The organism is Thalassobacillus devorans, assembly GCF_011761345.1.
Classification (GTDB): Bacteria; Bacillota; Bacilli; order Bacillales; family Halobacillaceae; genus Thalassobacillus; species Thalassobacillus devorans.
In genome coordinates this window covers 307191-324888 of record NZ_JAASRY010000001.1, presented here as the reverse complement: position 1 = coordinate 324888, position 17698 = coordinate 307191, and the positions used below count along the sequence as shown (strand labels likewise).

15 protein-coding genes and 1 riboswitch are annotated in these 17698 nt (G+C 43.9%); of the genes, 1 reads left to right on the top strand and 14 read right to left on the bottom strand.

Going from position 1 to position 17698, the window contains the following annotated elements; translation table 11 throughout:
* Position 1: 1 nt before the first annotated feature.
* Both FHS45_RS01665 and FHS45_RS01660 read right to left on the bottom strand, forming a co-directional pair.
* On the bottom strand, positions 2-184 hold the full coding sequence (locus FHS45_RS01665; protein WP_062444729.1) for a hypothetical protein: 183 nt from the start codon (positions 182-184) through the stop codon (positions 2-4).
* A 301-nt stretch (positions 185-485) separates the two neighbouring features.
* Positions 486-845, bottom strand: a complete 360-nt coding sequence (locus FHS45_RS01660) for a 2Fe-2S iron-sulfur cluster-binding protein (protein ID WP_062444727.1) — start codon at positions 843-845, stop codon at positions 486-488.
* A gap of 119 nt (positions 846-964) precedes the next feature.
* Between FHS45_RS01660 and FHS45_RS01655 the strand changes: the two genes are divergently transcribed.
* Positions 965-1432: a hypothetical protein gene (locus FHS45_RS01655; RefSeq protein WP_229717795.1), complete on the top strand. Its 468-nt coding sequence runs from the start codon at positions 965-967 to the stop codon at positions 1430-1432.
* Positions 1433-1500: 68 nt separating this feature from the next.
* Here the strand turns inward: FHS45_RS01655 and FHS45_RS01650 are convergent, their stop codons facing one another.
* The 12 genes from FHS45_RS01650 to FHS45_RS01595 all read right to left on the bottom strand — a co-directional run bounded on the left by FHS45_RS01650 (position 1501) and on the right by FHS45_RS01595 (position 17662).
* Positions 1501-2349 carry a family 1 encapsulin nanocompartment shell protein gene (locus tag FHS45_RS01650; RefSeq protein ID WP_062444725.1) on the bottom strand — a complete coding sequence of 283 codons (849 nt, stop codon included), beginning with the start codon at positions 2347-2349 and terminating at the stop codon, positions 1501-1503.
* A gap of 12 nt (positions 2350-2361) precedes the next feature.
* Entirely contained in the window at positions 2362-2958 is a 597-nt protein-coding gene (locus tag FHS45_RS01645) for an IMEF encapsulin system ferritin-like cargo protein (protein ID WP_062444723.1), read from the bottom strand.
* Positions 2959-3258: 300 nt separating this feature from the next.
* Positions 3259-3621 carry a hypothetical protein gene (locus tag FHS45_RS01640; RefSeq protein ID WP_062444721.1) on the bottom strand — a complete coding sequence of 121 codons (363 nt, stop codon included), beginning with the start codon at positions 3619-3621 and terminating at the stop codon, positions 3259-3261.
* 117 nt (positions 3622-3738) lie between these two features.
* Positions 3739-4176, bottom strand: a complete 438-nt coding sequence (locus FHS45_RS01635; protein ID WP_062444719.1) for an SRPBCC family protein — start codon at positions 4174-4176, stop codon at positions 3739-3741.
* Positions 4177-4361: 185 nt separating this feature from the next.
* Complete coding sequence (locus FHS45_RS01630) at positions 4362-5003, bottom strand: hypothetical protein (protein WP_062444717.1); 642 nt, start codon at positions 5001-5003, stop codon at positions 4362-4364.
* Between the two features lie 21 nt (positions 5004-5024).
* Entirely contained in the window at positions 5025-6404 is a 1380-nt protein-coding gene (locus FHS45_RS01625) for a selenium-binding protein SBP56-related protein (protein WP_062444715.1), read from the bottom strand.
* Between the two features lie 297 nt (positions 6405-6701).
* A complete protein-coding gene (locus FHS45_RS01620) occupies positions 6702-7529 on the bottom strand; it encodes a MetQ/NlpA family ABC transporter substrate-binding protein (RefSeq protein ID WP_062444713.1) in 828 nt (275 codons plus the stop codon).
* Between the two features lie 22 nt (positions 7530-7551).
* Positions 7552-8214 (bottom strand): methionine ABC transporter permease, encoded by a 663-nt coding sequence (locus FHS45_RS01615; protein ID WP_062444711.1) that lies wholly within the window; start codon positions 8212-8214, stop codon positions 7552-7554.
* Positions 8174-9214, bottom strand: a complete 1041-nt coding sequence (locus FHS45_RS01610; protein WP_062444709.1) for a methionine ABC transporter ATP-binding protein — start codon at positions 9212-9214, stop codon at positions 8174-8176. The genes FHS45_RS01615 and FHS45_RS01610 overlap by 41 nt, the downstream gene beginning before the upstream one ends.
* A 114-nt stretch (positions 9215-9328) precedes the next feature.
* A riboswitch (SAM riboswitch) is annotated at positions 9329-9433 on the bottom strand.
* 279 nt (positions 9434-9712) lie between these two features.
* Complete coding sequence (locus FHS45_RS01605; protein WP_166761341.1) at positions 9713-15409, bottom strand: GH32 C-terminal domain-containing protein; 5697 nt, start codon at positions 15407-15409, stop codon at positions 9713-9715.
* A gap of 141 nt (positions 15410-15550) precedes the next feature.
* Positions 15551-16153 carry a DUF624 domain-containing protein gene (locus tag FHS45_RS01600; RefSeq protein ID WP_062444707.1) on the bottom strand — a complete coding sequence of 201 codons (603 nt, stop codon included), beginning with the start codon at positions 16151-16153 and terminating at the stop codon, positions 15551-15553.
* Positions 16154-16174: 21 nt separating this feature from the next.
* On the bottom strand, positions 16175-17662 hold the full coding sequence (locus FHS45_RS01595; protein ID WP_062444704.1) for a glycoside hydrolase family 32 protein: 1488 nt from the start codon (positions 17660-17662) through the stop codon (positions 16175-16177).
* Positions 17663-17698: the final 36 nt, after the last annotated feature.

Sequence of the window (17698 nt, the reverse complement as noted above, 5' to 3'; positions counted from 1 at the left end):
CTTAATTAATGCCTGAACCCAAAAGCTCAGCCGCTTTTAAGTAGCCTTTACCCCTTTTTTGATTTTTGGTGTATAAGTTTTTTTCCGGGCCATCATCAAAAGTAAGAGCAATTTGCTTTTTATCTGCCTTTCCCCTGTAAATCATCTCTTTAGTTACCATACCAGTTATTTGTTTCGGATTCACTATCGAAGCAGGACCTAATACTAAGTCTCTTCACAAAAAACCAGTTTCCATGGAAGTAAGGTTAGCTCCTTCCTCTATAAAAAAGTGCCTGAACCCCACTGCAGTAAAGCGTTAACTCACTGGGGGTCAGGCACTTTTACGAAATACTAGGGAAGTTGTCAAACTGTTTTATTCGCAACTCCCTTACTTCTGCCACTAGAAAAATTTATACAGATGCCACCTTTCTCCCTCTGTTTTCCAATGACACTTTTAACATGCACGGCGGCATCTTTGCATATGATGTAAAGGATGACACACGCTTTTATCCCTCTTTAAATACAGCTTGACAGGCAAGCCGGTAACCATCATCAATTTTCCCTCTCAGCTTTTTTTGCTCTCTGTCATTTACAGAAGTAATAAAAGTATTTCCTTTTAACACGTTTATCTGACACTTTCCACATGTTCCTTTTTTACATTTATAATCCAGGTTGATTTTTTGGTTTAAAGCTGAATCTAACACGGTAACGTTATGTACAGGGGTTACTTTATAAGTCGATCCATGCTGCTCTATCTCCAGTTGTTTTTTTTCTGGTTGAGGAGGGGCTGTCCTGCTTTTCTCTTCCTGGTTATAAGTCGCTTGGCTGCCTGGCTTTAAAGAACCGATCGTCAACTTTTTGATCACATGAATCACCTTTCTGTGCATTATGCTCGTTAACTTGATTCAAAATGTTCTTGACCATCCACTCATTATCACTTAAAATGATGATAATGAGAATCGTTATCAAGTGAAGGAGAGGTATCATGATGACAAAACAAATAAGCGGATTCGAAGATATGAATACCATCCTTGCGAACGAAAGAAAAATTGGTGGAGTCATTGAAAGCGATTATCTCCGCCTATCTACGGGGGAAGAATACAATAATATCGTTATTACAAAGGTCGAATTATTAGGTTCTGCTCTCTGTTCTATAGGATGTGTCACCGAAGAAGGTCAGCTGTTGATTGTAAATGCAAAAGAAGTGAGCATTATCCATCAGCCTAAACATAAGAAAATCCATGAATTATCCAATCAATCCTACAAACATACAAAGATGCAAGAGAAACTAAAATATTTAAAGCGCCTTATTGCCCTCAATGAGGGAAGCTATAACCCGTTTTTCCGTGAAGAAGCCTTATTGGTAATCAAAGATATCGGCCTGAAAAATGTAAAAAAAGAAATAGATGTCAGTGCCGTTTACCCCGACGAAAAGATTTATACAATCGCCTAACTCGAAATCACAAATATGCACAACAAGGTCAGGACTCGTAAAGGGTCCTGACCTTGTTGTGTTTATGATCATTCTTCAGGCGGTTCAAGTGTACAAATGGCGGTAGGACGCTTAATTCTCAAGACAATCGCTTCATATACCCGGAATAAATAGTTCATATTTTCTTCATCCAGGAAAGAAGTATCGAAATCACTGGCTATCGCAAGATCAATGTTTTGCTTACCTGCGTCGACTACGACTCCACGGCTGCCCCTGATCATTGGCGATTGGAATACGCCGGCAGTCATCAGTTCACGCACATGATCAATTTCTAACACGTGGGTATCCTGATGAACTCGATGGATTAACGCGTATAATTCAGGAGAAAGCACCAGAGCAAATGGTCCCGTATGTCCCATCTTCAACAGTTTATTTCTTGCCTCTACCACATCGGCAAATGCATTCCCGGATTTCATCCAATCATTACGAATGTGGGACAGCTTCCCTTTTATGTTCATGATCCCTTTGAGATCAAATTCCTTCGCCCCATTAAAAATCAAGTCATCTTCCACAAGGGCACACTGCTGTGCAGCATTGGCAGATGCTGAAAAATCTATCGGACTGCCAAGGGTTTTGGCTTGTTGTATATCTCTCCAATAAAGGATAAAGTCTTTATACAACAATGGCACCGTCAGATTGACGCGGCGGGAAGGATTGGAAAGCTCGGAATCCTGCCCTTGCAGACTGATTCCTCCGCGGCCCGGTGCTTCGTAAATGTCTGTCGGGACCGATTGTACCCCTTCTCCCAGTGGACCATATATATCGATAAAGCGTCTGCCGACCAGCTGTTTTTTAGCATGATCGAATACAGTCTGGTCCAATTCGTTCCATTCCTCATTACTTAAAGGTGAATCTGCAAATAGTGTTGTTTTATCCATACGTTGACCTCCTTAGGAGTGCTTTAAGCTTCCTACTGTCAGCTTTTTCCGATTTTTGTACTTGTTTGGTTCTTCCTTTTTTTCAACTTCTCCGGCCGGCTGGGAATAAGCCTCCACTTTCAGGCTTGTATCGATATCCTCTTTTTCATCCGTAGGAACCGAAGCTTGATAGTCAGCCATCTTGAATTCTTCATTCAATCGTTCCAGGAGCTGTTTGGATTGCTGGTAATCTTCCGCTGTCATATCACGTAATTTCTGAATCGGTTGTTCAAATTCTGTATCCTTAAAGGTATACAGAGATAGATCCAGATGCTCCAGAAAGTTATGTAACCCGAACTTCTCCAGACTGATATCCTGCAGCAGGTATACAAACTCTCTATCGTCTGTTGACACAGTCCCCTCGTTACGATTGATTTTATTAAGCTGGGGTAATAAGTGATCCAATCGGTCGGAACGATGATCCTCTTCCTCATAAATATGATGCCAATACAGGCGCTCGTGGTCATCCTTTGCCTTTTCGATCACGGGAGTAATGATATCTTTAAACTCATTTAAAGCTGTTTGAGTCCGGTTAAAAATTTCCTCCATTTGTATAAAAGACGACGTCATAAGCACACCTCCTATTGCTCATATTGTAACCGATTTCATCACAGCTTAACAAGTAAACGGAAGGCAATCCCATAAAAGGTGCCTGAACCCCACTGAAGTAACGCGTTAACTGATTGGGTGTCAGGCACTTTTTGTCAGCTAATGCTTATCGGCTGTAATTAGTTCATTCGGGACTTGCCCCCTGTAGCGCATGTGCTGCCACTCGCAAAAAAATGCTCGGAGCTTTTCACTCCGAGCACTTTCTTTGACTGCAAGTATTTTAATTGTATTAAACCGTGTAAAGGGCAGACACTGTCCATTTTAATAATAAGGGTACGGATAATAAGGATACGGATATGGATATGGAGCAATATAAGGCAGCAGGGCCAATGTTGCTAATGTAGCAAGTGGGAATCTACGGCGTCTAAAGCGCCGGAATCTTCTCCTGGGCGGGTAAAAACCTCCGTAAAATTGCCGGTTATTCTCATCATCTTCCCGTTCCATTACATCTTCACCGACCAATACACTAACACTATCCCTCCCTACATCTACAATGATTCCATCAAACGAGCTACCATCTTTCGTGGTTAAAACAACGTGATAATTCATGTGCCTCTTTGATTCATCATGCATGTTCCTGGTATCTTCATATTGAGGGTGAAACTCATAACCTTCCGTACTCATTTCGCCTTCCCCCTTTCAAATAAATGGTATTCATCTGAAAGGAGAAAATTACACTTTAAGTGAAATTCATTTCAAACTTTATCAAAAATAAGTACCTGACCCCACGACTGATTCTGTTTAACCTTTTTCTAAAATGGTCTTTAACTTTTTCAAGTCTTTCTGGTTAGCTTTTTTCATCATGATCGACATAAACGGTGTGAATATTTTCGAGAAACCGGTTGGCTTTCCCCTGTTCCGCAAGGTCATCTTCGTTTGCTTTTCTCCAACACTCTCCCAAATATAGGTTGTTTCCATTGGAAATGGACCATCTGCAGTTCTCATGATCAGCTTTTTTCCAGGAACGAGTTCTTCTATTTTATATACATAGGCAAGTTCCTTGCCTAAAAAATGAGCCTTAAACGCAATTTCAGAGCCGATGGTTAAAGGTTTGGGCGTAAGCCATTCCATGGATTTAATATTGACATACCATAACGGAGCATGATCGGGATTTCCTGCATATGCTGATACGCGTTCAGACGGTAAATCGATCACGATATCTGTGAATACATCTACCATATTAGTACCTGCCTTCTGATAGTATTAGAGCGAATGAATGTTTTTCTCTACCTCTATATTTCGCTAGCATTGTAGGTATTCCCTTCTTAAGAGTTAAGGTAAATAAGCACTATAAAAAAGTGCCTGACCCCCAATGCGTTAATTCATTAATACATTAGGGGTCAGGCACTTTTAAAAAGGAGAAATCAATGCATGTGACCTGGCATCTCTCCACCCATGTTCACATTCATAAGGAAAAGAATCAGACCGACAACGATTAATAAAACTGCCCAAATCAGATCAAAATTAACGATATATTTTCGTATTTTCATCATGCCAATATGGTACACAATAAAGGCAACCACTGTCATGGAAGTAAGCATCGCAAGCTCATGAAATAAATAGAGCGGCAGAATATCAGCAATAGAATCCGCTCCTAATATAAACGGAGAAAGAAGCAGTCCGGAACCATGGGTCGAGGCAGCGAGAAATGACCAAAGCAGCAGCTGTCCGTACCCTACCTTCAAACCTCCCGTCCATTTTACATGACGGAAATAGCGAAACAAACGATAGATACCGTAGCCAAGGACGATAGAAGCAATGCTCAAATGGACGATATGCAATGGAAATTGAAATCGAGCGATCGTCTGCAGGAGGACGACCGCTCCATCCCCTAACATTTGCCCCATACCAATCGGGATTATTGCATAAATGAGCACCCGCCAGTCGTCTTTTTGAACGGCAAGGAAAACGGCGAAGAGCCAGCCCATCGCCGGATTTAGCCCGTGAAAGGCACCAAGAAGGGCAGCGATAGCAATCTGACTGCCCTCAGAAACCAGCATTTCCATGTTATTTCCCTCCGATCAAAATCATGGATAGCAGAACGTATCCGTGGAGCAGTCTCCCCCATCCAATCGGATTTGATGAGCCCTGCCCTTCTCTAATTGAAGCAGGAAGTCTTTATCGATTTCCATTCCTCCTTCTGGAAGGATATCTACTTTGACCACGGCTCCTTGAATGCCTTCCGGATAAAATTGATCATCCCAGGAACTATAGAGGGAATTACTGAAATAAAGCCGTTTTCCGTCCCGGCTTAATTCCACCATCTGCGGTCCGCCGGTTATCTTTTTACCATTGGGATGGGCTTTCTGATTCACGATTCCTCCAATCTCCACTTTACCAGTCAATTTCGCGTTTAGGGGGTCACTGACGTCATATTGCCTTAGTTCCCCGGTCCCCCAGCACGGGACATAAAGGTAACGATCATCAAGGGATAGCACAATGTCGGTCACTAAAGGTGGCACAGCACCAACGTCCTTGAGTGCTGACGGAAGCTGGTCCGGGTCGGCCGGCTGGGCAGGAATTTCAATGATTTTCTTCACGTCCCATTTCCCATCCTCCTGGTACCACGTCCAAATCGAGCTGGCCAGATTGGTAACATCGGTGACAACACTCACAAATCCATACGTTTTCTTCGGATTATGCGCGGGGCGAAGCTCTAATACCATCTGATGCTGATCTCCAAAATCAATTTCAGTCAGATGCTTTCTGGAACGGCTGTCAAAAAAGTGCATTTTATGTCCATACTTCCGCTGCAAGAGGGCATCCAGGTTTAATCCATTTTCAAAAAGGTCCGGTGTTGCCCATTCACTGGTTACCGTCACATCATGGGCAATATGCCACCAAAAATCATAGGAAAAATGCTGTGGTCCCCGGTCCATTTCCCAGGCACCTAACACATTAAAATTGAAATGATCTAAAACAAGGATACCGCCAGGGCCGCCATCCCCATCTCCAGAACCAAGGGCACTGATAAAGATTCCATCCGGTCCGCAATGGACGGTATGCAATCGGCTGTAGCCCGTTCTTTCCTTGATTTCTTCCGGTTCAATCGTTCTTACAATACGGGGACTCTTCGGATCTGGCTGTGTATCGACAATATAGATACGGGAAGAGCGGATACCAGGCAGGATTAAATAACGTCTTTCAAGTGTAGGATGAAAAGCGGTAGGGCAAAGCGCAGAGCTGCAGGCATTCCAGCCGAAATGATGGAGTTCGTCTTCCTCCTCCCCAGGTAAAAGCAATTGATTAATCAATTGTCCGTAAGTCTCTGAGTCAGGGTCAAGATCAATGACCCCAAGGGCATCCGGCTGCAGGAGCGCAACGTAAGCAAGCTTCTCCCTCGGAGCTTCCATTGCTGATTTAGGAGAAGGATAAAACGTGGGATCCGTACCAACCCACTTAGCCATAATTCGTTCACCTCTCTAAGATAGTCTTACTTTGTGGTGCAGAACTAATCATCAATTAATAAGAGTGGTTTAGTTGGTTTTAAATTCAAAAATTTCAGTATTGATACAATATATGTAAATGGAAAGCATGTGATACTTTATATTTAAATCAAAAATGCCTGAGCATTGCTATAGTAAAGCATCAACTCACTGGGTAATAGACTAAATACAAGGAACTCTATTTTTGTATATAAAAAACCGCAGTTGTTGTGAGGCAACATACTGCGGCATTAAAGTTAATCAGATACTTAAATACATTTATTCTTCTTCCATCCATTTCGGTTTACCAAATCCTTGGAATTCTTCATCGATAATTTCTTCGAATTCATCCGACTCGATCACTTCCTTGATATCTTTTACGTAGGGCGCATCGATATCTTCTGTATTTACCACAACACGGTTACGATAATCGTCTGGCATATCTTCAAGAGCCAGGGCATCTAACAAATCCATCTTTGCTGCAAGTGCATAGTTCCCCGGGACAGCCGCTAAGTCTTCACTGTCTACGAGTCGAGGCAGTTGACCTGCTTCTACTTCTACGAAATCGAGGGATTTTGGATTATCTTCAATGTCTGCCAGAGAAGCTCGCAGAGGGTCGACATCTTCATTGATTTTCACAAGACCTTCATCTTCAAGTACAATCAATGCTCTGGCTAAGTTTGTCGGGTCATTAGGAACGCCCATTGTACTCCCTTTTTCCACGCTGTCGATGTCTTCGTATTTATTTGAATAAATTCCCATTGGAGCGGTTGGCACAATGATAACCTCGGACAATTCCAGGTTGTTCTCTTCCGCGAAAGAATCTAAATAAATTTTATGTTGAAAAAGATTGGCATCCAAGTCTCCATTGGCTAGGGCTTTGTTTGGCTGAACATAGTCTGTAAACTCTTTGTTTGTTACTTCATACCCTTTTTCTTCGAGCAGAGGAGCGATTGCTTGCGTAACCATATCACTATACGGCCCAGCCGTCGCACCAAAGTTAATCGTATCTTTCTCACCTGATGAACCTGCATTACCCTCATCTTCTCCACAAGCAGTTAAGAAAACGGCGGAAAGAAGTATGAATAAAGCGAATATTCTTTTCATGTTGTCTCCTCCTCAAAATGTTTTACCCTTTTTTTACGTATTTAGCTAAGAAGTCACCCGCATACTGAATGACTTGAACCAAAACAATTAATAAAATGACCGTCGTAAACATGACAAAATTATCATAACGGTAATAGCCATAACGGATCGCTAAGTCACCGATGCCTCCTCCGCCAATCGCTCCTGCCATCGCAGAATAGCCGATTAAACTTATAGCGGTAATCGTCAGCCCACTTATCAAACCAGACTTAATCTCGGGAAAAATAATATCTTTAATTATCAGCCAGGGCGAAGCTCCACAGGCAATCGCCGCTTCGATAACCCCGCGGTCGATATCCCTGGCAGAGGCTTCGACAATTCGGGCATAAAAAGGAATAGCAGCCACTGATAAGGAGACCGATGCGGCTACAGGTCCCGTTGTTGTACCTACCAGGAAATTAGTAAAAGGAAATAAAAAGACAAGTAAAATGATGAATGGTACGGATCTTACCAAGTTCACAATAACTCCTGTCACGCTTTTCACCCATTTATTCTCAAGAAATAAATCGCGGTCTGTAACAAAAAGCAAAAGTCCTAACGGTAAGCCGGCGATTAAGGCAACTATGAGACCAATACCAACCATAACTAATGTTTCTAGAAACGATTTATTCAGCTCCGGCAGCAGAGTGATGAATTGATCTATCATGCGGCAGCACCTCCACTTCTACTTTCTCATTTACACTCTCTATGGCCTGTTGCACTTCTTTGTCTTCACCTGTTAATTCTATGACGAAAGTTCCTAACGCTTTATTTTGGATATAGTCGACTTTTCCGTGAAGAATATTGCCGCGAACGTCATAGTTTTGCAAAAGGTCAGATACGACTGACTCTCCTGCAATCTCACCGGTGAATTTCATATGGACGATCGTCCCTTTACTGCGTTCCAGCAGCTCTTTTGGAAGGTTGAAGTCAAGCACTGTTTGAATGAAACGCTTCGTTAATGCATTTTGCGGATGCGCGAACATATCATATGTTTTGCCTTCTTCCACAATCCGACCCTCTTCCATCACCGCACAACGATTGCAGATTTCTTTGACGACTTCCATTTCATGAGTAATCAATACAATCGTTAAACCGAGTTCGCGGTTGATTTTCTTCAGTAGCTTAAGTATGGACTGCGTGGTGTTCGGATCGAGAGCAGAAGTAGCTTCGTCACATAAAAGCATCTTTGGATTGTTTGCCAGTGCTCGAGCGATGCTGACCCGCTGTTTTTGCCCCCCGCTTAATTGGGCAGGGTATTGATTGGCTTTATCGGAGAGTCCTACAAGATCTAGAAGCTCTAATGCACGCCTTTTTCTTTCAGCCCTTGCCACTTTTGAGGCTTTCAAGGCAAATGCGACATTTTCTAATACAGTTTTTGATATCGCTAAGTGAAATCCTTGAAAAATCATACCGATCGACTGCCGAGCGGTCCTTAATTCCTTTGGAGAAAGGGATAGCAGGTCGATTCCGTCTAACGTCACTTTCCCGCTTGTCGGCCTTTCCAAAATATTTATGCAGCGAAGCAATGTACTTTTCCCTGCCCCGCTATACCCGACGATTCCGAAAATCTCTCCCTTTTCGACCGTCATCGTTACGTTATCGACGCCGATAATCTTGCGGTCTTTCGTTTGATAGACTTTACACAGCTGCTCAATCGAAATCATCTAGTGCCCCCCTTTTTAGGATTAATGTGCTCATCCTCGTCTTTTTAATCAAAGAACCTTAAATTAAAAAACTCTTTCCTATTTTAGGAAAGAGCTTCGCTATGAACTGCCAAACTCTTATCTCGCAGAATCTAAGATTCTGCAGGAATTACCGTCCACTTCAACGGGAAGGTCGCTGTGACGTCATCAGGCTTACCCCTCGGTCACTTTTCATAAGAATTGAAATTTTTAAAACCTTCATCCCTTTAACACTTTACAGTAAACCATTTAAGTTGTAAATCATATTTTCTATACTTCTCCACGCTTCACACGCTTCACCATTATTCGGAGCATAATCGAGGTTTCCTGCATAGGCTGGCCTGGCTCCATTGTAGTAATGCATTCACTCACTAGGGAACAGATACTTAAATACAATGAGAGCTAGTTTTAGCCATGAGGAAGCCGCAGGTGTTGTGAGACAACACACTGCGGCTTATTCTAGCAACTAGCTATAACCCTTTATTTCTCCAATAGCTCTCTCACAATTTCCCGTACCTCTTCCCCAGTTACATGATTATTTGCTCTTTTCATAACATAACCCTGGACTTTCCCTTCATCATTCGCTTTTTCTGCACCCGTTTGCTCGATTGCATATTCAGCCAGAAAGCGTAGCTGGTCATCGGTCAACTGATAGGATTCCTGATTCAGTTTACCTTCTAAAAACTCGATCATCTCTGCTTTTATTTCTGATAGTGTTTCCTTCCAATCTTCATTACCTTCCTCCAAATCGGAAAGTTGATCGTTCACTTCATAGAAGCGGTCAATTTTTTCATCTAAATCGTCGGAAGTTTGAAGATTTCTATCTTCTAGTGAAAGGATCAGTTGCTCTAATTCTTCCAATGCGACAGGGACATTGACGTCATCGACATTGATGTGGCCCCATCCACCGGTAGCATTGTCTGTTACTTGAATAATGAGCTGTTCTCCCAGGAATTCGGAGGCGTCCCATTCCACTCTTCGATAAGCTTCATCATTTCTTCCAGTTTCCTTTAATAAAACTTCTCCATCGGAAGCTCTTACAAGCGCTACATGCAAGTCTTCGATATTGTTTCCTCCACCTACAAGGAAGTCGATTTGACCGTTCCCTCCTAATTCAAAGGTGTCCGATTGCAAGATACCGGTAGCAGCATCTCCACCTGCATCAGGATGGAACCCCCAAAGGTGGTAACGCTCAGGATCAATGGAGTCTTCGGCCTGGTGGAACGGGCCTCCCCATCCCCAATCAGCTTTAGTTGTTACATGATCATCCGTAAACGTATTACCTTCGATGATATTCCAGCCTGTCAGATCCCCAGTTTGGAAATCATGGTTAGGGAGTTGTCCATGGGGCGGGACAGGTTCTGATTCTTTTTCAAAGACCGGAGCTGCCTCGCCATAGTAGGATTTCATTTCCCACACTTCCATCGAATTAATGAAAGCTTCTCCGCCTTCACTCCACAGCTCAAGACCAAGTGCATCATACCTTGTCGGATACACCCTGGTGGTGATGCTTTTCTGTTCATTCGCGTATGCTTCAATCATGGAACGGTCGAGATAGATATGGAGCTTCACATTCTCATCCTCAATCGTTAACTCGCCTCCCTGAATTCCTTTACGGACATCGGGATCAAGACTGGCATTGTTACGATCTACATTAAATGTCTGCTCCATCTTATCAAAATAAAGTAACGTTTCTTCTTCCCCATTTTCACTCTGGCGGACTTTTATCCCTGCCTTGTCCGCTTGTTTTGGATCGATTTCCACTACAAGTTCAAGCATGTCACCTTTCACATCACTTAGCAGTTCGTTGGCATCCGCCAGCTTTTTGTTTTTAAAAGAAGCCAGTTGCTCTCCTCTTAGGGAAGTTAATTCTTCGATTGGTTTGATGCCAAGGTCGTTGTTCTCTGTTAATGATAATTCGATTGGCAAACCAGCATTATGTGCCCAGCCAGCATCATAATGGTCCTGCTCGCTTCGTTTATCCTGAGCAATACTGAATAAGATAGGGGTACCATCTTTATCCACCATTCCGCTAGGTCCGGTGAAATGTTCCCCATAATCAAATAACTGTGGCTCTTCCTGATCAGGAACAAATTCCATCTTTTCTTTGTCCCAGGTACCGATCCAATAGAAAGTGTATTTCACATCATACGGACTATAATCTTTAAACCACGGATTAATGAAGAAAGCATATTTTTCTGTTCCTTCCTCATCCTTACCGAGCGGCAGGAATACTGGCAGTTCCCATACATCCCCTGTCTTCGGATATTTCTCTGCATCACCAGTGTAGAAAGGCTTTTCATACTCCCAGTTTTCCAAATCGGAAGAGGAGTATAGTAATGCCGTTCCGCCTACGCCATCAATCCCTGAACTGACCAGTTGATACCAGGTATCTCCATCCTGCCAAACGAATGGGTCACGGAATTGACCGTACATGACTTCTCCTTCTTCAGCTGGCAAGCCTTCTTCCTGAACCGTCACTGGTTCATCGAGCATTTTCCATTCTTTCAAGTCAGGGTCTTCCGGGTTCTCACTTACAGCCAGCCCGGTCATCTGGTTCGGGAACTTACTATCATCCCCAGCCGTGAAAAACAGGACCGGCTCGCCGTTTCCATCCAGAGTTGCGCTGCCTGACCAGACACCATCAGGTGAAACAGAGTCTCCTTCAGGTGCTAACGCGACCGGAAGCTCTTCCCAATGAACCATATCATCACTGACAGCATGGCCCCAGTGTATTTGATGCCAATATGGGCCTTGCGGGTTTTTCTGATAAAAAATATGATACTTCCCATTATAATAAATGGGTGCATGGGGTTCGTTCATCCAATGCTCTGGTGGCATGAAATGATATTGCGGACGATGCTGATCGCCATCAAAACGGCTTCGGTCCGCTTCCACATCCGGGTTCGGAAGCTGATTATCATCGAAAGTATCGAGCACTTCCCGGTAGCCTTGTTTTATTTCTTCCGCGGATTTTGCTTCATTGGATATTTTTATTTCGTCCATCAACCCATTGAACATATTGGCGGTGAATACACCATTGATCACTGCCGCCTGATTATGTTTACCAATCAGCAAGTCATTGTCAGACGGAGAGATTGCGCCGTTTTCCGGTGTATCCGTCTCACCAACAAGCTCGCCATTCAAATATAACTTTAGCTTCTGGTCACTCTGATTAAAGGTAGCCGCAATATGGGACCATTCATTTTTCGGAAGCACACTTCCTTCCGGGGCAACTTCTTTCCATTCGCCATTGATACCGGCTTGAAAAGACAGCTTCCCATGTCTTCCCATCCCTAAAATATACCCTTCATTTTTTGATTGATCATGCTGGTTAACGATCGCAGAAACCTGTCCCAGATCTCCCCATTCGTATGACCTCGGGGCTACCCATCCCTCAATAGTAAGGGCTTCTTCAGGCTGGATCATGCTTTCAGCATCACGGGTAATCCAGGTTGAATAACCATCAAACAACAGTGCGTTTCCAACTAATCCTTCTCGCCATAACGGGACCGTGGAAGGCTTGTATTCCGCATCATTGAATACATACGAGACAGGATCCATCTTACCTGTAACTTCATCTTTCGCTTCGCTTCCTTCTGCTTCATTCAATGGCCAGTGAGCCAGCAGACCGGTTTGTTTCACCTGAAAATCATCGACATTAATATGGCCCCACCCACCGGTTGCTTTATCTACTACTTTGATATACAGTTCTTCTCCGAGGTAATCGGAAGCATCCCAGGAGACCGGTGTATAGCTTTCGTCATCGTTCCATTCCGTATTGGTCGCTTTCAGCAATTCCTTTCCGTCCGAGGCTCGGACAAGGGCGACATATAAATTATCAATGTCGTTTCCTCCTCCAATCAGAAAGGAAATCTTCCCTGTTCCAGAGAGAATGAACGGAGACGACTTAAGCACACCCGTCTGTTCATCTCCTCCCTCTTTAGCTCCCCATAAATGATAATCGCCTTGATGATTGAATGGACCTCCCCATCCCCAGTCTGTATCGGAAGTGACGTCCTCAGCGCTGAATGCGTCTCCTTCTTCAATCGTCCAGCCTGTCAGGTCGCCTGTTTCAAAATCGCCATTTTCAATCGTGTCTCCAAGGATTTCCCCTTCATGATAGACTTGAAAATCATCTACATTAATGTGACCAAAACCATCCGTATGGTAATCAACTACCTTCAGATAAAGGGTTTTCCCAACATATTTACTGGCATCCCAGGACACGCGTCGGTATTTTTCCTCATTGGCTCCTGTGGCTTTAAACAGCTCTTTGCCATCCTCTGCCCGGACAAGAGCAACATATAACTTCTCGATATCCTGCCCGCCACCTATCAAAAATTCAATTTTCCCATTTCCCGCGAGCTTAAAATAATCTGACTGTAACGTCCCTGTCCGGAAATCAGGATCGCTGGACTCTCCAGCATATCCCCATACATGGTACTTACCCTCCTGCTGAAACGGATGAGTGTCCCAGTAATTTTCGGCATCGGATACAGCACCTGCAAACGCATTTCCTTGCTGTTTCCAGCCACTCAAATCCCCCGTTTCAAAGTTTCCATTTTCCAGATTAGAAGGGACATCTTCCGGTATCGTATCTTCTTTCAGCCGGATGTCGGCTTTGTTTAACTCTGTAATTTTAATTGTGTTTACTTGAATATCTCCATTGACTGTGTAAAGCTCTAATGAAGATGGAGATTGGTCTCTGAATACTTGATCCGTCAGCACGGTTTTTCCATCATTTCCGAACACCTCAATGGATGCCCGGTCAACAATCATACGTATGTTTACTTTCCCATCCTCTATCTGCATGGGTGCTTCGTGTTTCTTGGCAAAATCATCCGAAAAGCTGGATTCCCCTGCTTCTGACCGATCTACATTCAATTGTTGAGTTTGGGTATTGAAGGAAACTGCCATTGATTGTTCATTGCTATTCTTCCACTGGAAACCGAATTCTTCTGCTGAAGTTCCCTTCATATCAAACTCAGCTTCAATTTCTATTAAATCTTCTGTGTGAGATAGGAGTTGCTTTCCATTTCCATCGACCAATTCATCTGTCCACTCTGTGCTCTCTCCTCTTAAGCTATCAAACTCGGAAACAGGCTTCTGTGTCAGAGAGAGTGAGCCATCGCTTCCAGATGAGAGGCCTAGTTCACGAGGTAGAGACATGGCACCACGGAAGCCTTCGGTCGGGATATCCTGTGCATATTGCCAGTTATTCATCCAGCCAAGCATAATATTGCGTCCATCCTCTTCAGGGATGTTACTCCATGTGATTCCTGCATACATATCTGCCCCATAATCAACCGGGGTGGCTTCCTGGGTCTTGGTAAATGTTTTTCCGTCAAAGTCACCGACAAAATACTCCATCCCAGAGCCCCCTGCAGCTGCTCCTTCACTGACGCTTACCAGCAATGCCCACCTTTTATTGCTTTCGTCGCCATCGACAGGTAATTCTACTAAATCAGGAACTTCCCATACCCCGCCTCCTGCATCTTCCGGGCGCGGGAAGGAAGCCGTATGTTCCCATTCTTTCAAATCAGCCGATCGATAGATTTCTACACTTTGACCTGCTGATAGGACCATGACCCATTTTTCAGTCTCATCATGCCAAAAGACCTTTGGATCTCGGAATACGTCGGTATCTTCCGGCATTTCAATCACAGGGTTGCCTTCGTATTTATTCCAAGTCCGCCCTTTATCATTACTGTAAGCGAGACTCTGTGTCTGATGTCCTCCCTTTTCATGGGTGAACATAGCAACCATAGGGGCTTCATCACCTGATTGAAACCCAGCTGTATTGCCCTTATCCACAACAACACTCCCCGACCAAATAAAACCATTTTCATCAGGGTAGAGCGCAATAGGATGTTCTTCCCAGTTTATTAAATCTTCACTCACAGCATGTCCCCAATACATCGGGCCCCATTGGTTACCGGTAGGATTATGCTGATAAAACAAATGATATTCCCCATCATAGTAAACCATTCCATTGGGATCGTTCATCCAATTCTCTGAGGGAGAATAATGAAATTGAGACCGGTAAGTTTCTGACGGATTATCAGCTGATGACTCCTGATTTGTCTCCGCTTTAAGGAGAGTCGGAGGGAATAAAGCCAACACAAGCGTACAAATGATTAACACAGAGATACTTTTAGCTACTTTAGCATTCAATAGTGTTCCTCCTTTTGAATATAGCTCTTCCATTTAATCGATTACGTAAGATGTAAAAAAATAAAAACGGGCTGAAATACTCGGTTGTAGTGCAAAAGTTGATGCTGAAGAAAGGGGGAAATCCGCCTGAATTAAACACAATCAGGCGGGTTTCGGTGAGTTTTTATAAAAGGAAAATAAATAGATAACCAGGCCAAGCACGATGTTAATCGAATACAAAGGTAAGATACCTGGTACCAGTCTGATGCATAGACCAAGGAATACCATTCCGATCACCATCATTACAACCCTGCCAGGATAGTACATCAATAAGTGTAAGGCCCGTTTGACAGCTGTGATCGCTTTCTCTCCTTGACTGAGCGGAAGCAGGGATAACAGCAGGATAAATGCTGCCCCTCCGGACAGGAACAAGGTACTGCTAACAAATACATAAAACCACACTCCATCAAAACGGAGACTGGCATACGTATTCAGCAACAAGACAACGAAAATAAGGAGCGCAGGAATAAATATGGCGTTTGCAGCGGTAAATGTACGTTTATACATGTTCCAGTAAAAAGAGAGTGGAGCCGGACGCTGACCGGACAGCCATTCGTTAAGTAACGCAGCGCCTGCAACAGATGCAGGGAAAAAGCCCAGGATTCCTGCTCCCAGCAGACTGAATCCGATCCATAGTATATTCAGCAGAGCTAAACGCACCAGCCAATCACAAATGACATAAATAATTGCACCGGTTCCTTTCATTCCTGACACTCCTTCTGTCTGTTATCTGTTAGCTTGTTGCCAACGTGGAGAAAGTTCACTTACCCTATAATCGCTTACATCAGCTGTCCCACCGATGGCCTCCATGACAATTTCGTAGGATATTGCTTCGGAGGGCAAGTGCAGATTGGTTAAGGCCACCTTGCCATCATCGGTAAATATCTCAACGGATGAGTGATCACAAATAACGGTCAGCTGGTAATCGGACCTGCCCTTCCGTAATGGAGCTTCAAATGTTCCTTTATAATGTTTGGAAAATCCTTCTTCCGTATATCCCCGTCTGACATAGAGGACATCCTTGGAAAAATCGATACCAAACAGGAAACCAGGATCGTCGCCTGTGACAAATACACGGCCTTCAAACCGTTGGCTGCTTCCCGCTTCTACTTTCATCTCTATTACAAATGGAACTACCGGCTGTCTTTTCGTAACCTTATCAGTGTTATTGACTGAAAAGGTTTCTGAAGCGGGTCTGCTGTTACGTAAGCTTCCCAGCTCATGGACAGGCTTCTGAATCACGCATTCCTCGCAATCCACGGTAGTTAATTTTAGTTCACGGGGAAGGCTCATGCCGCTTCTCCATGGATCTGTCGGTACTTCATTTGCGTATTGCCAGTTACTCATCCAGGCGATAACAACCCTGCGACCACCCGGAACATCTGAGAATGACTGCGAAGCATAAAAGTCCTTTCCGTAATCAAGCCAGCGTACTTCTTGTTTGGGTTGTTCAGGTGTGAATGTATTGCCATCAAAAGCTCCAATAAAATATTGTGTACCCGATCCACCAGCAGGTCCCCCAGCATCAATACCTATCGGCAGCACCCATTTCTTCTCACCAGTTTTTTCGTTGATAAGCGGGAAAATATCCGGGCACTCCCATACGCCCTCTCGTGCACCCCAGCCTTCACCGAACTCACTGACGAAGGTCCATTGTTTCAAATCCGGGGAAGTGTAAAACTGAACTTTTCTGCCGGCAGCAAGTACCATCACCCACTTGGCTGTTTCCTCATGCCAGATCACCTTTGGATCGCGAAAATCCTGGATGCCCGGGTTTTTAATGACCGGATTGCCCGCATATTTTTCCCAGGATCGTCCTTGATCTTTACTATAAGCAATACTCTGACGCTGGAGGTCGCCATCTGCATGGGTGAAAATAGCTACCAGCCCCTCTTTTCCATCAAAAAAACCAGTGGTGTCGTTCCAATCGACAACAACACTCCCGGAAAACACCATTCCCAGCTCATCGGGATACAAAGCGATCGGAAGGTGTTCCCATGTAAACAAATCTTTACTGACAGCGTGGCCCCAGTGCATCGGCCCCCACTTTTTACTGTCGGGATGGTATTGATAGAAAAGGTGGTATTCCCCTTTGTAATAAACCAGTCCATTCGGATCGTTCATCCACATCTTCTCAGGCGTAAAATGGATATGTGGCCGAAATCGTTCCTGGTAGTAGCTGTTCGTCGTAGTTGTTTCTTGGTTTTGAATCATGAATATGTGACACTCCTCTCTTGTCCCCCTGCATAG

Bases quoted from the DNA above. Each gene is read 5' to 3' on its own strand.
- FHS45_RS01615 (WP_062444711.1), bottom strand. From the start codon at position 8,214: ATGATAGATCAATTCATCACTCTGCTGCCGGAGCTGAATAAATCGTTT.
- FHS45_RS01620 (WP_062444713.1), bottom strand. From the start codon at position 7,529: ATGAAAAGAATATTCGCTTTATTCATACTTCTTTCCGCCGTTTTCTTA.
- FHS45_RS01630 (WP_062444717.1), bottom strand. From the start codon at position 5,003: ATGGAAATGCTGGTTTCTGAGGGCAGTCAGATTGCTATCGCTGCCCTT.
- FHS45_RS01600 (WP_062444707.1), bottom strand. From the start codon at position 16,153: ATGAAAGGAACCGGTGCAATTATTTATGTCATTTGTGATTGGCTGGTG.
- FHS45_RS01635 (WP_062444719.1), bottom strand. From the start codon at position 4,176: ATGGTAGATGTATTCACAGATATCGTGATCGATTTACCGTCTGAACGC.
- FHS45_RS01655 (WP_229717795.1), top strand. From the start codon at position 965: ATGATGACAAAACAAATAAGCGGATTCGAAGATATGAATACCATCCTT.
- FHS45_RS01595 (WP_062444704.1), bottom strand. From the start codon at position 17,662: ATGATTCAAAACCAAGAAACAACTACGACGAACAGCTACTACCAGGAA.
- FHS45_RS01610 (WP_062444709.1), bottom strand. From the start codon at position 9,214: ATGATTTCGATTGAGCAGCTGTGTAAAGTCTATCAAACGAAAGACCGC.
- FHS45_RS01640 (WP_062444721.1), bottom strand. From the start codon at position 3,621: ATGAGTACGGAAGGTTATGAGTTTCACCCTCAATATGAAGATACCAGG.
- FHS45_RS01625 (WP_062444715.1), bottom strand. From the start codon at position 6,404: ATGGCTAAGTGGGTTGGTACGGATCCCACGTTTTATCCTTCTCCTAAA.
- FHS45_RS01645 (WP_062444723.1), bottom strand. From the start codon at position 2,958: ATGACGTCGTCTTTTATACAAATGGAGGAAATTTTTAACCGGACTCAA.
- FHS45_RS01650 (WP_062444725.1), bottom strand. From the start codon at position 2,349: ATGGATAAAACAACACTATTTGCAGATTCACCTTTAAGTAATGAGGAA.